General features: G+C 72.4%; 14 protein-coding genes. 5 read left to right on the forward strand and 9 right to left on the reverse strand.

Annotated elements, in window-relative coordinates; translation table 11 throughout:
- Positions 1–52 precede the first annotated feature (52 nt).
- Positions 53–3,604, forward strand: a complete 3,552-nt coding sequence (locus tag E4F25_RS10090; RefSeq protein WP_246069854.1) for a hybrid sensor histidine kinase/response regulator — start codon at positions 53–55, stop codon at positions 3,602–3,604.
- On the opposite strand, the gene hemE is transcribed toward E4F25_RS10090, so the two are convergent.
- Genes hemE through E4F25_RS10110 form a run of 4 tightly spaced genes read right to left on the reverse strand, consistent with a single transcriptional unit; the run spans position 3,545 to position 6,553 of the window.
- Positions 3,545–4,597 (reverse strand): uroporphyrinogen decarboxylase, encoded by a 1,053-nt coding sequence (gene hemE / locus E4F25_RS10095; protein WP_140910418.1) that lies wholly within the window; start codon positions 4,595–4,597, stop codon positions 3,545–3,547. The two genes, E4F25_RS10090 and hemE, sit on opposite strands and share 60 nt — an antisense overlap.
- Positions 4,598–4,629: 32 nt before the next feature.
- Positions 4,630–4,884, reverse strand: coding sequence for a WGR domain-containing protein (locus E4F25_RS10100; protein WP_140910006.1), 255 nt, complete (start codon positions 4,882–4,884; stop codon positions 4,630–4,632).
- A gap of 44 nt (positions 4,885–4,928) precedes the next feature.
- The gene (gene aroB / locus E4F25_RS10105; protein WP_140910007.1) at positions 4,929–6,017 is read right to left on the reverse strand and encodes a 3-dehydroquinate synthase; all 1,089 of its coding nucleotides are present in this window, start codon (positions 6,015–6,017) and stop codon (positions 4,929–4,931) included.
- The gene (locus E4F25_RS10110; RefSeq protein WP_140910008.1) at positions 6,014–6,553 is read right to left on the reverse strand and encodes a shikimate kinase; all 540 of its coding nucleotides are present in this window, start codon (positions 6,551–6,553) and stop codon (positions 6,014–6,016) included. The genes aroB and E4F25_RS10110 overlap by 4 nt, the downstream gene beginning before the upstream one ends.
- A 51-nt stretch (positions 6,554–6,604) precedes the next feature.
- On the opposite strand from E4F25_RS10110, the gene E4F25_RS10115 reads away from it, so the two are divergent.
- Entirely contained in the window at positions 6,605–8,263 is a 1,659-nt protein-coding gene (locus E4F25_RS10115; RefSeq protein WP_181168261.1) for an NAD+ synthase, read from the forward strand.
- A gap of 126 nt (positions 8,264–8,389) precedes the next feature.
- On the opposite strand, the gene E4F25_RS10120 is transcribed toward E4F25_RS10115, so the two are convergent.
- Positions 8,390–9,256: an outer membrane protein assembly factor BamD gene (locus E4F25_RS10120; protein WP_140910010.1), complete on the reverse strand. Its 867-nt coding sequence runs from the start codon at positions 9,254–9,256 to the stop codon at positions 8,390–8,392.
- Positions 9,257–9,304: 48 nt separating this feature from the next.
- Here E4F25_RS10120 and rluD point away from each other — a divergent pair, with 48 nt between their 5' ends.
- Positions 9,305–10,303 (forward strand): 23S rRNA pseudouridine(1911/1915/1917) synthase RluD, encoded by a 999-nt coding sequence (gene rluD, locus E4F25_RS10125; RefSeq protein ID WP_140910011.1) that lies wholly within the window; start codon positions 9,305–9,307, stop codon positions 10,301–10,303.
- A gap of 1 nt (position 10,304) precedes the next feature.
- Positions 10,305–11,168 (forward strand): peptidoglycan editing factor PgeF, encoded by an 864-nt coding sequence (pgeF, locus tag E4F25_RS10130; protein ID WP_140910012.1) that lies wholly within the window; start codon positions 10,305–10,307, stop codon positions 11,166–11,168.
- A gap of 119 nt (positions 11,169–11,287) precedes the next feature.
- Here the strand turns inward: pgeF and otsA are convergent, their stop codons facing one another.
- Genes otsA through otsB form a run of 3 tightly spaced genes read right to left on the reverse strand, consistent with a single transcriptional unit; the run spans position 11,288 to position 15,211 of the window.
- Complete coding sequence (otsA, locus tag E4F25_RS10135; protein WP_140910013.1) at positions 11,288–12,670, reverse strand: alpha,alpha-trehalose-phosphate synthase (UDP-forming); 1,383 nt, start codon at positions 12,668–12,670, stop codon at positions 11,288–11,290.
- A gap of 13 nt (positions 12,671–12,683) precedes the next feature.
- The gene (locus tag E4F25_RS10140) at positions 12,684–14,459 is read right to left on the reverse strand and encodes a glycoside hydrolase family 15 protein (protein ID WP_140910014.1); all 1,776 of its coding nucleotides are present in this window, start codon (positions 14,457–14,459) and stop codon (positions 12,684–12,686) included.
- Complete coding sequence (gene otsB / locus E4F25_RS10145; protein ID WP_140910015.1) at positions 14,456–15,211, reverse strand: trehalose-phosphatase; 756 nt, start codon at positions 15,209–15,211, stop codon at positions 14,456–14,458. Before otsB ends, E4F25_RS10140 begins: the two co-directional genes overlap by 4 nt.
- A 119-nt stretch (positions 15,212–15,330) precedes the next feature.
- Here otsB and clpB point away from each other — a divergent pair, with 119 nt between their 5' ends.
- Positions 15,331–17,910, forward strand: a complete 2,580-nt coding sequence (gene clpB, locus E4F25_RS10150; RefSeq protein ID WP_140910016.1) for an ATP-dependent chaperone ClpB — start codon at positions 15,331–15,333, stop codon at positions 17,908–17,910.
- Here the strand turns inward: clpB and ybaL are convergent.
- Positions 17,907–19,577 carry a YbaL family putative K(+) efflux transporter gene (gene ybaL, locus E4F25_RS10155; protein WP_140910017.1) on the reverse strand — a complete coding sequence of 557 codons (1,671 nt, stop codon included), beginning with the start codon at positions 19,575–19,577 and terminating at the stop codon, positions 17,907–17,909. The two genes, clpB and ybaL, sit on opposite strands and share 4 nt — an antisense overlap.
- Positions 19,578–19,593: the final 16 nt, after the last annotated feature.

Genomic DNA, 19,593 nt, shown 5'->3' on the forward strand with positions numbered 1-19,593 from the left:
ATTGCGAGGATCGGGCAGGGGGATGGCTTCCATCGGGAAGCGGGGGAGCAGGATGCGGCGGGTCGGCTGGCTGCTGTCGGGAATGCTGGCGCTGTGGGTCGGACTGGCCGCCGCGGGCGTGCCCGAGGTGCCGCGCCTGCGCACGCTCGGCGTCGCCGACGGCCTGCCCGCGACCGGCATCAACGCGATCGTGCGCGACCAGGCCGGCTACGTCTGGATCGGCACCGCCGACGGCCTCGCGCGTTACGACGGCATCGGCTTCCGCGTCTGGCGCAACGAGCCGGGCAATCCGCAATCGCTGCCGGGCAACACGGTGCAGGCCTTGCACGTGGACGCGCGCGACCGGCTGTGGATCGCCACCGAGTCGGGTGGCCTGAGCATGCTCGACCCGCAGCGGCGGCGCTTCACCCACTACCGCATGGCCGAGCACCCCGAGATCGGCAGCGACGACACCTGGGCGATCGCCAGCCAGGGCGACGTGGTGTGGTTCGGCACCTATGCCGGCGGCGTGCATCGGCTGGATCCGGACGGCCGCATCACCCGCTTCATGCCCGGCGAGGACGGCAGCGGCCTGCCCGCGCCCACCGTGCTGGCGCTGCTCGTGGACGCGCAGGGCGTGCTCTGGGCCGGCACCATGCGCGGCCTCGCGCGCTGGACCGGCGACGACTTCGAGCGCGTTTCCTTGCCCGGGCCACGGCCGGGACCGCTGGTGTTCTCGCTGTCGCTCGACGGCGACGCGCTCTGGGTCGGTGCCAGTACCGGCGTGTTCCGGCGCAGCGGCTCCGGGCGCTGGGTGGCGCCGTCGTGGTCGCCGATGTTCGAGCAGCCCAATGCGGTGCAGGCGCTGGTGCGCGACCGCCAGGGCCAGTTCTGGATCGGCAGCCAGCTCGGCCTGTGGCGCGTGCGCGGGGACGGCATCCCGGTGCCGGTGCGCGGCGACGGGCCCGGGATCAACAAGGCGGTGGCGGCGCTGCTGCTGCAGGACGACGGCGCGCTGTGGGCGCCGGTCACCGGCGTCGGCCTCGGCTACCTGCGCGCGGACTGGCGCCAGGTGGCGCAGTTCTCGCGCCGGGACAGCGCGCTGGGCGCGATGCTCTATCGCGGAATCGGCGCGGCGCGCGCCGGCGGCTTCTGGCTGGCGCCCTACGGCGGCGCGCCCGAGCGCATCGGCGCCGACGGTTCGGTCACGCAGCTCTCGGACGCGGCGGCCGAGGCCATCGGCGGCAGCGCCAAACTGCTGACGGTCGCCGAGACCGCCGACGGCGTGCTGTGGGCCGGTACCCGAGACCACCTGGCGCGGGTGGTCGGCGACGAGGTCCGCAAATGGTTCCCCCGCGACAAGGTGGACGCGCTGTTGCCGGGCCTGGACCTGCTGCGCATCGCGCCGGACGGCAGCCTGTGGCTGTCCTGCAACGGCAGCGGCGTGCAGCAGCGCGACGCGCGCAGCGGACGCGTGCTGCGCAGCTGGAAGGCCGGCAGCCACGGCCTCGACCTCGCCGACAACGAGACCATGGAATTCGCGCCCGACGGCACGCTGTGGCTGGCGGGCGACGGCGGCGTGCGCGTGCTGCGCCCCGGCGCCGAGGACTTCGAGCGGATCGCCGGAATGGGCGAGGAGCGCGTGTACGCGCTGGCGCTGGACGGCGGCTCGGTGTGGCTGTCGCGGCGCACCGGGCTCGAGCACTACCGCCGCGACGGCGACGGCTGGCGGCGCGTGGCCAGGATCGCGCAGGACCAGGGCATCCCCGCGGTCGAGGCCGCGGGCATGGTGGTGGACGGGCACCACCGGGTCTGGCTGTCCACGAGCCGCGGCCTGTTCCGCTGGGATCCCGGCAACGGGCGCCTGCGCCGGCTCGGCATCCAGGAAGGCCTGGGCAGCCAGGAATTCGAGCCGCGCAGCATCGCGCTGTCCGGCGGCGTGCTGGCGGCGACCACCACCGGTGGCAGCGTGGTGATGGTGGACGTGAACCTGCCCGACCCGAAGCCGGCGCAGCCGCGCCTGCATCTGGACGAGGTCGCGGTGCGCCGCGACGGGCGCTGGGAGCCGGTGGACGCGACCGGCCTGCAGTTGCCGCCGGACACGCGCGAACTGCGCGTGCGCATGCGCCTGCTCGACTTCGCCGACCCGGCCGGCAACCGTTACGAGAGCCGCCTGCAGGGCGTGGACGCGGACTGGCTGTCGCAGGGCTCCAGCGGCGAGCGCGTCTTCAGCGGGCTCGCGCCCGGCGACTACGCGCTCGCATTGCGCGCGCGCAACGCCGCCGGCGAGGCGTCGGAGGTGCAGGTGCTGCAGTGGAGCGTGCAGCCGCCGTGGTGGCGCACGCCGTGGGCGCTGGCCGGGTTCGCTGCGTTGGCGCTGCTGCTGCTCGGCTGGGCGGGCTGGGCCTGGCGCGCACGCGAACGCGAGCGCGAGGAACTGCGCCTGCTCGAACGCGAGCGCGCGCTGGCCGAGGAAGCGTCGCTGGCCAAGAGCCGCTTCCTGGCCACCCTCGGGCACGAGGTGCGCACGCCGATGACCGGCGTGCTCGGCATGGGCGAGCTGCTGCTGTCCACCGGGCTCGACGGGCGCCAGCGCGGGTACGTGGAATCCATCCGCGACGCCGGCCACCACCTGCTGCGGCTGGTCAACGACGCGCTCGACCTGGCCCGGATCGAGGCCGGCAAGCTGGAGCTCGATCCGCAGCCGTTCGACCTGCGCGAGCTGGTGGACGACGTCGTCGGCCTGCACGCGCCGCTCGCCCGCCAGCGCGGGCTGGCCTTCGCCTGCGAGGTGGACGCGCGCGCGCCGGCGAAGCTGCGCGGCGACCCGGTGCGCATCCGCCAGATCCTGTTCAACCTGCTCGGCAACGCGATCAAGTTCACCCAGCAGGGCGAAGTCGGCCTGCGGGTCGAACCGCTCGGGCGCGAGGGCGTGCGCTTCGTGGTCCGCGACACCGGTCCCGGACTCAACGAGGAACAGCGCGCGCGCCTGTTCCGGCGCTTCGAGCAGGCCGACGGCGCGCGTACAGCGTCGCGCTATGGCGGCAGCGGGCTCGGCCTGGCGATCAGCCAGGAACTCGCGGCCGCGATGGGCGGGCGCATCGACGTCGCCAGTTCGCCCGGCGTGGGCACCCGCTTCAGCGTGGAACTGCCGCTGGAAGTGCTGCCGCTGCTGCCCGCATCCACCCCGGCGCGAGAGCCGCGCAACCTGCCCGCGCCCGGGCTGGACCTGCTGCTGGTCGAGGACGACCCGACCGTGGCCGAGGTGCTGCGCGGGCTGCTGCAGTCCCAGGGCCACCGCGTGGCGCACGCCGCGCACGGGCTCGGCGCGCTCGCGGAAGCGACGACCCGGACGTTCGACATGGCCCTGCTCGATCTCGACCTGCCGGGCATGGACGGGCTGTCGCTCGCGGCGGCGCTGCGCGGGCAGGGGTTCGCCGGGCCGCTGGTCGCGGTCACCGCGCGCGCCGACGCCGCCGCCGAGCCGGAGGCGCGGGCCGCGGGGTTCGACGCCTTCCTGCGCAAGCCGCTGACCGGCGCGATGCTGGCGCGCGTGCTGGAGGGCCTAGCCGGCGTGGACCGCGTCGACGAGCACGGCGACGTGGGCGGGGTCCATGTCCGGTGACATGCCGTGGCCGAGGTTGAACACGTGGCCGTCGCGCGAGCCGCCGTTGCCGGCGGCGTAGCTGTCGAGCACTGCCTTCGCCTGCGTCCGGATGGCTCCCGGTGAGCCGTAGAGCATCGCGGGGTCCAGGTTGCCCTGCAGCGCGACCTTGCCGCCGGTGCGCCGGGCCGCTTCCTCGAGGGTGACGGTCCAGTCGACGCCGACGCCCTCGCAGCCGCTGGCCGCCAGCTCCTCGAGGTAGGGCGCGTTGCCCTTGCCGAACAGGATCAGCGGCGTGCGCTCGGCGCCTTCGCCGCGCTCGAGTTCGCGGGCGATCCGCACCAGGTAGGGCAGGGAGAACTCGCGGTACATCGCCGGCGACAGCACCCCGCCCCAGGTGTCGAACACCTGCAGCGCCTGCGCGCCGGCCGCGCGCTGCGCGGCGAGGTAGGCGATCACCGCGTCGGTGTTGACCGACAGCAGCGCGTGCAGCGCCTTCGGGTCGTTCAGCGCCATCGCCTTGATGGTGGCGTAGTCCTTGCTGCCGCCGCCCTGGACCATGTAGCAGGCCAGCGTCCACGGGCTGCCGGAGAAGCCGATCAGCGGCACGCTTCCGTCCAGTTCGCGGCGGATCGTGCGCACCGCATCCATCACGTAGCGCAGCTCCGTCTCCATGTCGGGCACCCCGAGCTTCGCGATCGCGGCCGCGTCGCGCACCGGGCGCTCGAACTTCGGGCCCTCGCCCTCGGCGAAGTACAGCCCCAGGCCCATCGCGTCGGGGATGGTGAGGATGTCCGAGAACAGGATCGCCGCGTCCAGCGGGAAGCGGCGCAGCGGCTGCAGCGTCACCTCGCAGGCCAGCTCCGGGTTCTTGGCCATCGCGAGGAAGCTGCCGGCCTTGGCGCGCACCGCGCGGTACTCCGGCAGGTAGCGGCCGGCCTGGCGCATCAGCCACACCGGGGTGTGGTCCACGGGCTCGCGGCGCAGCGCGCGCAGGAAGTTGTCGTTCTTCAGGGGGGCGGCCAAGGCAGTCTCCGGTCGCGCGGTCACTTGGGGGCGTCCACGCCTTGCGCGAACATCAGCTGGAAGCCCTTCTTCAATTGCAGGTCGCGCGCGTGCTCCAGCGCCTTGAAGGCTTCGCGCTGGTCGAGGTACTGCTCGCGGCGCACGCTGCTGCGGCCGCCGACCTGGCCGGTCTCGCGGACCAGCGTCCAGCCGCCGAGCAGGTCGCGCTCGAGCATCAATTGCACGAAGCGCGGGGCCTCGGGGCCGCCGGGGCGTTGTTGGAGCAGCAGGCGCATGCGCCCATTGTAGGAGCGGCGCTCGCGCCGCGACAGCGCCGCTCCTACAGGACAGCCAGCACTGCTTCGTCGGGGACGCCGGCGACGATTCGCGCCCTGCCGGCGCCGTCCCACAGCACGAAGCGGAGCCCGTCGGCGGTGGCTTTCTTGTCCAGGCGCGTGCGCGCGAGCAGGGCTTGCGGATCCAGGCCGGCCGGCAGCCGCGTGTCCAGGCCCAGGCGCTCGAGCAGGCGACGCAGGCGGTCCGCGTCCGTGTCCGGCGCGAGCCCGAGCGCGTGCGACAGCCGCGCCGCCAGCACCATGCCCACGGCCACCGCCTCGCCGTGGTTCAGTGCGCCGTTGCCGGCGTAGCCCTGCTCGGCCTCGATCGCGTGCGCGAAGGTGTGGCCGAAGTTGAGCAGCGCGCGCTCGCCGTGCTCGCGCGGGTCGCGCGCCACGATCGCCGCCTTGTGCGCGCAGCTTCGCGCAATGGCGTCCGCCAGCGCGTCGTCGTCGCGTGCCAGCAGCGCAGCGGCGTTTGCGTCGAGCCAGTCCAGGAACGGGGCGTCTATGATCGCGCCGTACTTCGCGACCTCGGCCAGGCCGGCGCGCAGCTCGCGGTCGGGGAGGGTGCGCAGGGTGCCGGTGTCGGCGAACACCGCGCGTGGGGAATGGAAGGCGCCGACCAGGTTCTTGCCCTGCGGCAGGTCGATCGCGGTCTTGCCGCCGACCGAGGAGTCCACCATCGCCAGCAGCGTGGTCGGCAACTGCACCAGGTCGATGCCGCGCATCCAGCAGGCGGCGGCGAACCCGGCCAGGTCGCCGACCACGCCGCCGCCGAGCGCGAACACGCAGGCATCGCGGGTCGCGCCCATCGCGGCGAGTTCCTGCAGCAGCGCGGCGAACCCGTCCAGCGACTTGGCCGCCTCGCCGGCGGGAAGCGTGGCGAGGCGTGGCCTGGGGGCGCCCTGCGCGGCCAGCGCCTCGAGCACGCGTCCGGCATGCAGCGGCGCGACGTTGGCGTCGCTGACCAGCAGCACGTGGCGGCCGCGCACCTGCGCGGCCAGCGCGGCGCCGTCGTCGAGCAGGCCCGGGCCCGCGTGGATGTCGTAGGGACGTTCGCCTTCGACGCGGAGGCTGCGGACGGTACTCATGCCCGTTCCGGCGCCTGCCAGCGCGCGTGCACCAGCGCGGCGAGCTCGCCGGCGGCGGCGCCGGGCGCGAGCCCGTCGGTGTCGAACGCGAGGTCGGCCACCTCCTGGTACAGCGGCTCGCGCTCGGCAGCGAGGCCGCGCAGGACCTGCTCGCGGCCGGGTCGCTGCAACAGCGGACGGTTGCTGCAGCGGCCGAGCCGCTCCAGCTGCGTCTCCACCCGGCTGCGCAGCCAGACCACGTACCCGCGCTCGCGCAGCAGGCGGCGGTTGCCGGGATCGAGCACGGCGCCGCCGCCGGTCGCCAGCACCAGCGCCTCGCCGGCGAGGCGGGCGGCGAGCGTACTGCGCTCGCGCGCGCGGAAGCCGGCTTCGCCTTCGCAGTCGAAGATCACCGGGATGCTGGCGCCGGTCGCGGCCTCGATGTCCTCGTCCACGTCGGCGAAGGGCAGGCCGAGGCGCTCGGCCAGGCGCCGGCCGATCGCGCTCTTGCCGGCGCCCATCGGGCCGACCAGGACGAGGTTGGGAGCGGATTCCATCCGCCAAGGGTATCGCGGCTCCCACACCGGCGGATGGGTAACATTCGCGCCATGACCCTGAGGCTCGCACTCGCGCAGTTCGATTTCCCGGTCGGCGACGTGGCCGGCAACGCCCGGCGCATCGCCGCGATGATCGCGGAGGCGCGCGACGTGCACGGCGCGCGGCTGGTGCTGTTCCCGGAGCTGGCCCTGTCCGGTTACCCGCCGGAGGACCTGTTGCTGCGGCCGTCGTTCCTGGCCGACTGCGAAGCCGCGCTGGCCGGGATCGCCAGGGCGACGACCGGGATCGTCGCCGTGGTCGGCTGGCCCGAGGCCGCCGGCTCGGTGGTCTACAACAGCGCCAGCGTGCTGCGCGACGGCCGCATCGCGGCCACCTACCGCAAGCGCGAGCTGCCCAACTACGCGGTGTTCGACGAGCGCCGCTACTTCGCGGTGGATCCCGACGGCGGGCCCTGCGTGTTCGACGTGGACGGCGTGCGCGTCGGCGTGGTCGTGTGCGAGGACCTGTGGTTCCCGGAACCGCTGTCGGACTGCGTGGACGAGGGCGCCGAACTGGTCCTCGTCCCCAATGCCTCGCCGTTCGAGCACGACAAGCACGCCCAGCGCGACGCGCTGCTCGCGCAGCGCTCCGCGGAGACGCAGCGGATGGGCGGCGCGGCGCTGGCCTACGTGAACCTGGTCGGCGGCCAGGACGCGCTGGTGTTCGACGGCGCCTCGGTGCTGGCCGACGGCGACGGCATCGTGCACCCGGCCGCGGCCGCGTTCCTGGACGAGTGGCTGGTCGCCGACTTCGATCCGTCGACGCGCCGCTTCACCGCCGTGCAATGGACCGTGGACGGCGACGAGAGCCGCGACGCGCTGGCCTGGCGCGCGGTGGTGCGCGGCACCCGCGACTACTTCCGCAAGAACGGCTTCTCCAAGGCCTGGCTGGGACTGTCGGGAGGCATCGACTCGGCGGTGGTGCTGGCGATCGCGGTGGATGCGCTGGGCGCGGACAACGTCACCGCGGTGCGCATGCCCTCGCGCTATACCGCCGACCTGTCCAACGACCTGGCGGCGGTGCAGTGCGCCTCGCTCGGCGTGCGCCTGCTGACGGTGCCGATCGAGCAGCCGTTCCAGGGTTACCTGGACGCGCTCGCGCCCAGCTTCGGCGACGCGCCGGTCGACACCACCGAGGAGAACCTGCAGTCGCGCAGCCGCGGCGCGATCCTGATGGCCCTGTCCAACAAGTTCGGCGGGCTGCTGCTGACCACCGGCAACAAGAGCGAGTACGCGGTCGGCTACGCCACCATCTACGGCGACATGTGCGGCGGCTACGCGCCGCTCAAGGATCTGTACAAGACCGAGGTGTTCGAACTGGCGCGCTGGCGCAACACGGTCGGCGGCAGCGCCCCGCACGGCGGCGAGGTGATCCCCTCGGCGGTGATCGCGCGGCCGCCGTCGGCGGAGCTGCGCGCGAACCAGCTCGACCAGGATTCGCTGCCGCCCTACGACGTGCTCGACGGCATCCTCCGCCGCTACGTGGACCAGGAGCAGTCTCGCGGCGAGATCGTCGCCGCGGGCTTCGACGACGCGGTGGTCGAGCGGGTGCTGAAGCTGGTGCGGACCAGCGAGTGGAAGCGGCACCAGGCGGCGCCGGGACCCAAGGTCTCGCGCCGCGCGTTCGGTCGCGAACGGCGCTACCCGATCACGAACGGCTATAGGGAGTGAGCGGCGGCCTTTGGCCGCCTTGTGAGGGCGCTCCGCGCCAGTAAGGGGTCAGTTGGGGCTTTTGCTCCACCCTCTGCAGCCGCGCAGCGGCTGCCTGACTCCTTACGCCTCACCCTGACCCTGCCCTCAGTTGTCGAGCGCGGACTTCTCGCCGGCGAACGGGTTCAGGCGGCGGATCTTCGACGGGAAGTCGGGCCAGTCGCCGGTCAGCCACGGGTGCTGCGGGTTGTTGGCCTCGAGCACCCGGCGCGCGTCGGCGGCCAGCGCCTCGTTGCCCAGGCGGGTGTAGGCCTCGCCCAGCAGCGCCACCGCGTCGTCCTGGTACATCGCGCCCGGGTAGGTCTCGAGCATGTGCGTGGCGCGGTCGGCGGCCGCCACCAGGGCGCCGCGGCGCAGGTAGTACAGGCCGACGTCGAGCTCGTGGCGGGCGAACAGGTTGCGCAGCTCGACCATGCGCGCGCGCGCGTCCTCGGCGTAGCGGCTGTTCGGGTAGCGCTCGGTGACGATGCGGAAGTCGTTGTAGGCCTGCATCGGGGTGGACAGGTCGCGGCGGCTGGCGTCCAGCGACCACACCTTCTGCAGGAACACCGTGTTGCGGTCCGAGTTCACCAGGCCGCGCAGGTAGTAGAAGTAGGGGACGTTGCGGTGCGTCGGGTAGGTGCGCAGGAAGCGGTCGATGCTCGAGATCGCCTCCTCGTTGCGGCCCGACTTGAACTGCGCGTAGGCGATCTCCATCAGCGCCTGCTCGGTGTACGGCCCGTAGGGGTACTGCGCCACCAGGCGCTTGAACACCGTGATCGCGCTGGTCCAGTTGCCGTGGACCATCTGGTCGTGGCCCTTGTCGTACAGCTCGCTGACCGGCACGCCCTCGTTGGCGTCCTGGTCCTTGAACAGGCCCTTGATGGTGCTGCAGCCGGGCAGCACGAGCACCGCCGCCAGCAGCAGCAACAGCACGGGGCGGAGGGCGGGACGCGGGGTCTGGCGTGGGGTCATCGGAGATTTCGCAGGCGCCGGGGGCACGAACCCCGGATAATAGCAGTCATGCCTGCATCGAAACCCCAGCCCGGACCCCGGCCCGGCACCCTGCGTGAAGCCGTCGTTCCCGAGGCCGCCGCCGGGCGCCGCTTCGACGCCGTGCTGGCGGAGCTGTTCCCCGAATTCTCGCGCTCGCGGCTGGCTGAATGGATCAAGTCCGGCGACGCCCTGCTCGACGGCGCGCGCGCGCGGCCGCGCGACCCGGTCCGTGGCGGCGAGCCGGTCAGCCTGCGCGCGCAGCTGGAGGACCAGGTGCGCGCCGAGCCCGAGGACATCCCGCTGGAGGTGCTGCACGAAGATCCCGAGGTCTTCGTGCTCGACAAGCCCGCGGGGCTGGTGGTGCACCCGGGCGCGGGCAACCCGGGCGGCACCCTGGTCAACGCGCTGCTGCACCGCGATCCGGCGCTGGCGGCGCTGCCGCGCGCGGGCATCGTGCACCGCCTGGACAAGGACACCTCCGGGGTGATGGTGGTGGCGCGCACCCTGGAGGCGCACACCGCGCTGGTGGCGCAGCTCTCCGCGCGCGAGGTGCACCGCCAGTACCTGGCCGTGGTCGTGGGCGCGCTGGTGTCGGGCGGCACCGCCGACGCCCCGATCGACCGCCACCCGCGCGACCGCATCCGCATGGCGGTGCGCGAGGACGGCCGCGACGCGGTCACCCACTTCCGGCTGCGCGAGCGCTTCCGCGCGCACACCGCGCTGGAATGCCGGCTGGAGACCGGGCGGACGCACCAGATCCGCGTGCACATGGCCCACCTCAAGCATCCGATCGTCGGCGACCCGTTGTACGGCGGACCTCTGCGCCTGCCACGCGGCGCCTCGGACGCGGTGGTGGAAGCGCTGCGCGGCTTCCGCCGCCAGGCGCTGCACGCGGAGACCCTGGAGTTCCGGCATCCGGCGAGCGGCGAGCCGCTGCGCGTGAGCGCGCCGGTCCCGGCCGACCTCGCCGCGCTGATGGACGCGCTGCGAGAGGATGCCGCCGCGCACGCGGACGACCCGCGCTGAGATGGCCGCGGGCGACGCCGCCGCCCGGGTCCGCGACAGCGTGCTGCGCGCTGCCTGGCCGGCACCCGCCGGCGTGCATGCGCTCACGACCCTGCGCGGTCCGGCGGGCACCTCGCAACCGCCGTTCGACCGCTTCGACATGGGCCTGCGCAACGGCGACGACCCCGCCGCGGTCGCCGCCAACCGCAAGCTGCTGGAACAGGGCCTCGCCCTCCCGTCCGCCCCCCGCTGGCTCCGCCAGGTCCACGGCACCAAGGTCCACGCAGTGGGTCGCGGCGCTAGCGCCGCTCCTACAGTGCCGTCCCTTCTCCCCGCCAGCGGGGAGAAGGTGCCCCCGCAGGGGGCGGATGAGGGGCGCTCTTCGCCGGAAGACCCGGAAGCCGACGCCGCCGTCACCCGCACCCCCAACACCGTCCTCGCCATCCTCACCGCCGACTGCCTGCCCGTCGCCTTCTGCTCCACCGATGGCGCCGTCGTCGCTGCCGCCCACGCCGGCTGGCGCGGCCTTGCCGCGGGCGTGCTCGAAGCGACCGTCGAAGCCATGGACGTGGCCCCCGGCAGCGTGCTCGCCTGGCTAGGCCCGGCGGCCGGGCCGGAGGCCTACGAGGTCGGGGAGGAAGTCCGCGACGCCTTTGTCGCGCACGATGCACGCGCCGCCGCGGCCTTCGTCGCCACCCGCCCCGGCCACTGGCGCGTCGGCCTCTACGCGCTCGCCCGCCAGCGCCTGCAAGCCGCCGGGCTGGACCCGGCAGCCATCCACGGCGGCGGCCTCGACACCATCACCGACCCCGCCCGCTTCTACTCCCACCGCCGCGACCACCGCACCGGCCGCATGGCCACCCTCGTCTGGAAAGACATTCCTTAGCCACAGATTTCACAGATGAAAAAAGGATTTGTACGCGGAGGCCGGGAGTTCACCGCGAAAGCGATTGCTTTTTGATCCTTTTCAATCTGTGGAATCTGTGGCTAAAAAGCTGCTCGGTATCAGGCAGCGGCAAGGGCCTCGAGGTAGGCGTTGCGCCAGGCGGTGATGTCCCAGGTCTCGAGGCGGTCCATCATGGCGCGCCAGCGGTCGCGGCGTTCGTCGCGGTGCATGCGCAGCGCGGTGGCGATGGCGTCGGCGACGCCGTCCAGGTCGTAGGGGTTCACCAACAGCGCGCTGTCGAGCTCGCGCGCGGCGCCGGCGAACGCCGACAGCACCAGCACGCCCGGGTCCTCCGGATCCTGCGAGGCGACGAACTCCTTCGCCACCAGGTTCATGCCGTCGCGCAGCGGCGTCACGAGCCCGACCTTGGCCATCCGGTAGAAGCCTGTCAGCGTCGGGTGCGCGTAGTTGCGGTTGACGTAGCGCATCGGTGTCCAGTCCGGCGCCGCGTGCGCGCCGTTGATGTGCCCGGCCAGCTGCTCCAGCTCCTCGCGCAGTTCGCGGTACTCGGCGACGTCGCCACGCGACACCGGCGCGATCTGCAGGAAGGTGAGCCGGCCGGCGAGGTCCGCGTGCCGCTCGAGGAAGCGCTCGAACGCGCGGAACCGTTCCGGCAGTCCCTTGGAATAGTCCAGCCGGTCCACGCCGATCGCGAGCTCGCGCCCGGACAAGCTGTCGGCGAGGCTGCGCACGCTCGGCTTGGACACGGCCTCGCGCGCCTGTTCGGCGATGTGCGCGGTGTCGATGCTGATCGGGAACGCCCCGGCGCGCAGCCGGCGCCCGCCGGCGGTCTCGAGCACGCCGTTGCCGACCACCCGGCCGCGCCCGTACAGGCGCACGTAGTCCTGGAAGCGCTCGAGGTCGCGCTGGGTCTGGAAGCCGACCAGGTCGTAGGCCGACAGGCCCTCGAACAGGCGCCCGTGCTGCGGCAGCGCCGCCAGCAGGTCGGACGAGGGCATCGGAACGTGCAGGAAGAAGCCGAGCCGGCAACGCACGCCGTGCTCGCGCAGCAGCGCCGCCAGCGGGATCAGGTGGTAGTCGTGCACCCAGACCAGGTCGTCGTCGCGCAGCATCGGCGCCAGCTTCTCGGCGAACAGCGCATTGACCCGGCGATAGGCCGCGTAGGTCTCGCGGCTGTAGTCCACCAGGTCCATGCGGAAGTGCAGCAGCGGCCACAGCGAGCGGTTGGCGAAGCCGTTGTAGTAGTCGGCGTGGTCGCGGCGCGACAGGTCGATGGTCGCGTACTCGATGCCGCCGGCCTCCTGCAGGTGCAGCTTGCCCGACTGCGACGGGTCGATGCGCCCGCTCCAGCCGAACCACAGGCCGCCGCCGTCGGCGCGCGCGCGGTCGTCGAGCGCGGCCTGCAGCGCCACCGCGAGGCCGCCGGCGCGCGCCTCTCCCGGCAACGCCACGCGGTTGGAGACGACGACGAGCCGGCTCATGGCGCGACCCCGCTCATACCGCGTCCTGCCACGGCCGGCTGAGCGACATCGCGGCGATGATCAGGCCGACGTGCGAGTAGGTCTGCGGAAAGTTGCCCCACAGCTCGCCGGTGTCGAATGCGAGGTCCTCGGACAGCAGCCCGAGGTGGTTGCGCCGCCCCAGCACGTGGCTGAACATCTCGCGCGCCTCTTCCCTGCGGCCGATCGACACCAGCGCGTCGATGTACCAGAAGGTGCAGATGGTGAAGCTGGTCTCGGGCGTGCCGAAATCGTCCGGAGCGATGTACCGGAACAGCCCATGCCCGCGTTTCAGCTCGCGGCCGATCGCTTCCACGGTGGCGACGAAGCGCGGGTCGGTCGCCTCGACGAAGCCGATGTCGGCGAGCAGCAGCAGCGAGGCGTCGAGGCGCTCGCCCCCGAACGCATCCGCGAAGTGGCCGCGTTCTTCGTTCCAGGCCTCGGCCAGCACCCTTTCGCGGATGGTGTCGGCACGGTCGCGCCACAGCCGCGCGCGCTCGTCGAGCTCGAAGTGGCGCGCGATCCGCGCCAGCCGGTCGCAGGCGGCCCAGCACATCACCGCCGAATAGGTGTGCACGTGGGCCATGCCGCGGAACTCCCACAGCCCGGCGTCCGGCTTGTCGTAGACCGCGAAGGCCTGCTCGCCCATCGGCTCGAGGCGCTCGAACATGGCCACGTCGCCGCGGTGGCGCAGGCGCCGGTCGAAGAACAGTTGCGCCGAGGCCAGCACCACGCTGCCGTAGACGTCGTGCTGCTTCTGCAGCCAGGCCAGGTTGCCGCGCCGGACCGGGCCCATGCCGCGGTAGCCGGCCAGGGTTTCGACCTCTTCCTCCGCGAGCTCCTTCTCGAAGGCGATGCCGTACACCGGCTGCAGTTGCGGGTCCTCGCGCGCGGCCAGGTTGAAGATGTAGCGGATGTATTCCTCCATCGTGCGGGTCGCGCCCAGCCGGTTGAGCGCGCGCACCACGAAGGCGGCGTCGCGCAGCCAGCAGTAGCGGTAATCCCAGTTGCGGATGGAGTGGGGCGCCTCCGGGATCGAGGTGGTGGGCGCGGCGATGATCCCGCCGGTGTCCTCGTACTGGCACAGCTTGAGGGTGATCGCGCTGCGGATCACGGCGTCCTGGAAGTCCAGCGGCAGCGACAGGTAGCGGCACCACTCGAACCAGTACTCGGCGGTCTGCCGCTGTGCGTCGTCCACGAAGCGCTGCAGGGGTTGGGTCAGGGTCTCGTCCGGGCCGAGCATGAAGCGCAGTTCGCGGTCGAGCACGAACGGCAGCCGGTCGCGCACCAGCCGCAGCGGTGCGTCGGTGGTCAGGCGCAGCGCCAGTTGCGGCAGCAGGAAGCGGATGTGGTTGCTGCCCCAGGTGCATTCCGGCACGCGTGCGCCCCAGTCGGCGAGCGGGCGCAGGTGGATGCGGATGCGCGGGCTGCCGCTCAGCGGCCGTACGCGCCGCACCAGCATCACCGGCCGGTAGAAGCGGTCGTGCTGGCGCCAGCGCGGCGCGAAGTCGATCTGCTCGACGCTACCGCCATGCGCGTCGTACAGCACCGTGCGCAGGATCGCGGTGTTGTCCAGGTACTCCTGCTCGGAGCGGACGAAATCCTCGAGTTCGATCGCCCAGTCGCCGCCCTCGATTTTCGGCTGCAGCAGGGCGCAGAACGCGGGGTCGCCGTCGAACGCCGGCAGGCAGCTCCAGACCACGCTGCCGCGCGCGTCCAGCAGCGCGCTGAAGCTGCCGTTGCCGACCAGGCCCAGGTCCAGGTTGCTCATGCCGCGACCCCCTCCGCCAGCCAGCGCCGCACCGCCTCCGGGCTGCGCAGCCGATAGTGCGCGGCGCTCGGTTCGCGGTCGCCGACCAGCACGCTCAGCCCGCCGCGGCGGTTGACCACGGCGAAGCCGCTCTCGTCGGTGATGTCGTCGCCGGCGAACACCGGCACGCGCCCGCGGAACGGCGGTTCCTCGAGCAGCGCGTCGATCGCGGCGCCCTTGTCGCCCTCGGCGGGCCGCAGTTCGACCACCTGGTTGCCGTGCTGCAGGCGGTAGCCGGGCAGGCGCGGCAGGACCGCGTCGGCGAAATCGCGCAGGGCGTCGCCCGCGGCCGGCGCGCCGCGCCAGTGCAGGCCCAGCGCGGCGCCCTTGTCCTCGACCACGGTGCCCGGCCAGCGCGTTGCCAGTTGCCTGGCTTCGTCGCGGACCGAGGCAAAGGCGGGCGGCGGTTCGGGCGCCGCCTGGACCTGGTGCGCGCTGCGCCGTTCGAGGCCGTGCAGGCCGGCGGCGGTGGGCAGGCGCATGGGCGCGAACAGGTGGTCCAGGCCGCGCAGCGGGCGCCCGCTCACCAGCGCCAGCGCGCCGTCCAGGCGGGTGGCCAGCGCCTCGAGGGTGGCGCGCAGGCGGGCGGGGACGCTGACCCCGTCGGGGGTGTCGGCGAAGTCCACCAGGCAGCCGTCCACGTCCAGGAACAGCGCCCAGTCGTCGGCCGGCGCGGGCGGCCGCGGCCGTGGCTTGTCGCGGTGCTTCGGCATGAAGGTATTGTCGCCGACATCTTGTCAGCGCCGGATTCACGCGCTTTTCGCCGGCTTGCAACCGGCGCGGGGCGCCCACATTTAGGAACCAGTTCCCCAGCCGGGAGGAAGACTTCCCCATGCGCATGGACAAGCTCACCTCGCGCTTCCAGCAGGCGCTCGCGGACGCCCAGTCGCTGGCCGTCGGCCGCGACCACAACCTGATCGAGCCGGCGCACCTGCTGGCGGCGCTGCTCGACCAGCAGGGCGGCGGCGCGCGCCCGCTGCTGCTGCAGGCCGGCGTCAACGTGCCGCTGCTGCGCGAGCGCCTCGGCGAGATCCTCGACGGCCTGCCGAAGGTCTCCGGCCAGGAGGGCAGCATCGCCGTCGGCAACGACCTGTCCCGGCTGCTCAACGTGACCGACAAGCTCGCGCAGCAGCGCGGCGACAGCTTCATCGCCAGCGAACTGTTCCTGCTGGCGGCGGTGGACGACAGCGGCCCCGCCGGGCGCGCGATGAAGGATGCCGGCGCTACCCGGCAGAAGCTCGAGGCTGCCATCGACGCCATGCGCGGCGGCGAGAAGGTGCAGGACGAGAACGCCGAGGACGCGCGCCAGGCGCTCGAGAAGTACACCATCGACCTGACCGCGCGCGCCGAAGCCGGCAAGCTCGACCCGGTGATCGGCCGCGACGAGGAGATCCGCCGCACCATCCAGGTGCTGCAGCGCCGCACCAAGAACAACCCGGTGCTGATCGGCGAGCCCGGCGTCGGCAAGACCGCGATCGTGGAAGGCCTGGCCCAGCGCCTGGTCAACAGCGAGGTGCCCGAGGGCCTGCGCGGCAAGCGCCTGCTGTCGCTGGACATGGGCGCGCTGATCGCCGGCGCCAAGTTCCGCGGCGAGTTCGAGGAGCGCCTCAAGGCGGTGCTCAACGACCTCGCCAAGAACGAGGGCCAGATCATCCTGTTCATCGACGAGCTGCACACCGTGGTCGGCGCGGGCAAGGCGGAGGGCTCGATGGACGCCGGCAACATGCTCAAGCCGGCGCTCGCGCGCGGCGAGCTGCACTGCATCGGCGCGACCACGCTCGACGAGTACCGCAAGTACATCGAGAAGGACGCGGCGCTCGAGCGCCGCTTCCAGAAGGTGTTCGTGGGCGAGCCGACGGTCGAGGACACGATCGCGATCCTGCGCGGCCTGAAGGAACGCTACGCCGTGCACCACGGCGTCGAGATCACCGACCCGGCGATCGTCGCCGCCGCGACCCTGTCCAACCGCTACATCTCCGACCGCCAGCTCCCGGACAAGGCCATCGACCTGATGGACGAGGCGGCCTCGCGGATCCGCATGGAGATCGACTCCAAGCCCGAGGAGATGGACCGCAAGGAGCGCCGCCTGATCCAGCTCAAGATCCAGCGCGAGGCGCTGAAGAAGGAGAAGGACCCGGAGTCGCGCAAGCGGCTGGCCGAGCTCGAGGAGCAGATCGAATCGCTGGAGCGCGAGTTCAAGGACCTGGAGGAGGTCTGGAAGGCCGAGAAGGCCACCCTGCAGGGCGCCACGAAGCTCAAGGAGCAGATCGAGGCGGCGCGGCTCGAGCTCGAGGCGGCGCAGCGCCGCCAGGACTATGCGCGCATGAGCGAGATCCAGTACGGCCGCATCCCGGAGCTGGAGAAGCAGCTCGCGGCCGCGCAGGAGGCCGAGTCGAAGGGCTTCACCCTGCTGCAGGACAAGGTCACCGCCGAGGAGATCGCCGAGGTGGTCTCGCGCTGGACCGGCATCCCGGTGTCGAAGATGCTCGAGGGCGAGCGCGACAAGCTGCTGAGGATGGAAGAGCACCTGCACGCGCGCGTGGTCGGCCAGGACGAGGCGATCGCCGCGGTGTCCGACGCCGTGCGCCGCTCGCGCGCCGGGCTGTCGGACCCGAACCGCCCATCGGGTTCCTTCCTGTTCCTGGGCCCCACCGGCGTCGGCAAGACCGAACTGACCAAGGCGCTCGCCGAATTCCTGTTCGACTCGACCGAGGCCATGGTCCGCATCGACATGAGCGAGTTCATGGAGAAGCACTCGGTGGCGCGGCTGATCGGCGCGCCCCCGGGCTACGTCGGCTACGAGGAGGGCGGCTACCTGACCGAGGCGGTGCGCCGCCGGCCGTACAGCGTGATCCTGCTCGACGAGGTCGAGAAGGCGCACCCGGACGTGTTCAACATCCTGCTGCAGGTGCTGGATGACGGCCGCCTGACCGACGGCCAGGGGCGCACCGTGGACTTCCGCAACACCGTAATCGTGATGACCTCGAACCTCGGCTCGCACCAGATCCAGGAACTTGCCGGCGACGACTCGCCCGAGGCCTACATGCAGATGAAGGCGGCGGTGATGGGCGTGGTGCAGGCGCACTTCCGCCCGGAGTTCATCAACCGGCTGGACGACATCGTCGTGTTCCACCCGCTGGACAAGGCGCAGATCCGCGAGATCGCGAAGATCCAGCTGCGCGGGCTGGAGCAGCGGCTGGCGGAGCGCGGGATCGCGATCGAGCTAAGCGACAAGGCCTTCGATCTGCTCGGCAACGTCGGCTTCGACCCGGTGTACGGCGCGCGCCCGCTCAAGCGCGCGATCCAGGCCCAGCTCGAGAACCCGTTGGCGCAGAAGATCCTGGCCGGCGAGTTCGGCAGCGGCGACACCGTCCACGTGGACGCCGAAGCCGGCAAACTGGTGTTCCGCTAGGCGGTGCGCGGCGGGCGGTAGGCCGGGGAGGCCATGATCATCTCGGCCAGCGAGTAGGCCAGCTCGCGCTCGGCCAGCACCGCGGCGTCGGCGCCGTGGGCGAGCAGGTGCTCGACCTGCCTGTCGCTGTGCGCGCGGGCCAGGGCGGTAATGCCGGGGTTCGCAGCCTTCAGCCGCTCGATCGCCTCGCCGGCCTCCAGCGCCTGCGGGATCGCGAACACCGCCAGCTTGGCGCGGTCCGGCGCCGCCTCCTCCATCACCCGCGGGTTGGCGGCGTTGCCGCGCACGGTGGTGAAGCCGTCCTCGCGCGCGCGCCGCACCAGGTCGGCGTCGTCCTCGATCACCACGATCGGCACGCCGCGGTGGCGCAGCAGGGTCGCGAGCTGCGCACCGACGCGGCCGTAGCCGACCACGATCGCGTGGCCCTCGATGTCCACCGGCACCACCGGCGGTTCCGGCGGACGCTCGCGGTCGGCGCGCGCGTCCTCGCGCGCCTGCCAGCGGTCGAGCAGCATGAACAGCAGCGGGTTGAGCATGATCGAGATCAGCGAGCCCGCCAGCACCAGGCTCAGGCCTTCGGGCGGCAGCAGCCGCAGCGCCAGCCCGAGCCCGGCGATGATGAAGGCGAACTCGCCGATCTGCGCCAGGCTGGTGGAGATGGTCAGCGCGGTGGAGCGGGAGTGCCCGAACAGGCGCACGATGCCGTAGGCCGCCGCCGACTTGCCGACCAGGATGATCAGCGTGGTCGCTACCACCTGCCACGGGTGGTCGAACAGGATGATCGGGTCGAACAGCATGCCGACCGAGACGAAGAACAGCACAGCGAACGCGTCGCGCATCGGCATCGAGTCCTGTGCCGCCTGCGAGCTGAACTCGGACTCGTTGAGCAGCATGCCGGCGAAGAACGCGCCCAGCGCGAACGACACCCCGAACAGCTCGGCCGAGCCCAGCGCCACCCCCATCGCGATCGCGAGCACGCACAGGGTGAACAGCTCGCGCGAGCCGGTCCCGGCGATGCGCTCCAGCAGCCACGGGATCACCCGCCGCCCGACCAGCAGCATGAAGGCGACGAAGGCGCCGACCTTGAGGAAGGTGAACAGCAGCGCGATGCCGATCTCGCCGGCGCTGGCGTCGCCGTCGCCGAGCGCACCGGCGAGCGCGGGGATCAGCACCAGCGCCACCACGCAGGCGATGTCCTCGACGATCAGCCAGCCGACCGCGATCCGGCCGCGGCGGGTGTCCAGCAGCCGGCGCTCCTCCATCGCCCGCAACAGGACCACGGTGGAGGCGGTGGCCAGCGAGAACCCGAACACCAGGCCGGCCATGTGCCCCCAGCCCATCAGCAGGGCCAGGCCCCAGCCCAGGGTCGTGGCCACCGTGATCTGCGCTACCGCGCCGGGGATGGCGATCCCGCGCACCGACAGCAGGTCGCGCAGCGAGAAGTGCAGGCCGACCCCGAACATCAGCAGGATCACGCCGATCTCGGCCAGCTGCGGCGCGATCTCGGCATCCCCGACGAAGCCCGGCGTGTACGGCCCGGCGACGATCCCCGCCAGCAGGTAGCCCACCAGGGGCGACAGCCGCAGTCGGTTGGCCAGCGCCCCCAGCACGAACGCCAGCACGAAGCCGGCGACGAGCATGGCGATCAGCGAGGTGTGGTGGGGCATCGGTCTAAAATACACG

The sequence above is a fragment of the Cognatiluteimonas lumbrici genome (genome assembly GCF_006476065.1).
Taxonomy (GTDB): Bacteria; Pseudomonadota; Gammaproteobacteria; order Xanthomonadales; family Xanthomonadaceae; genus Cognatiluteimonas; species Cognatiluteimonas lumbrici.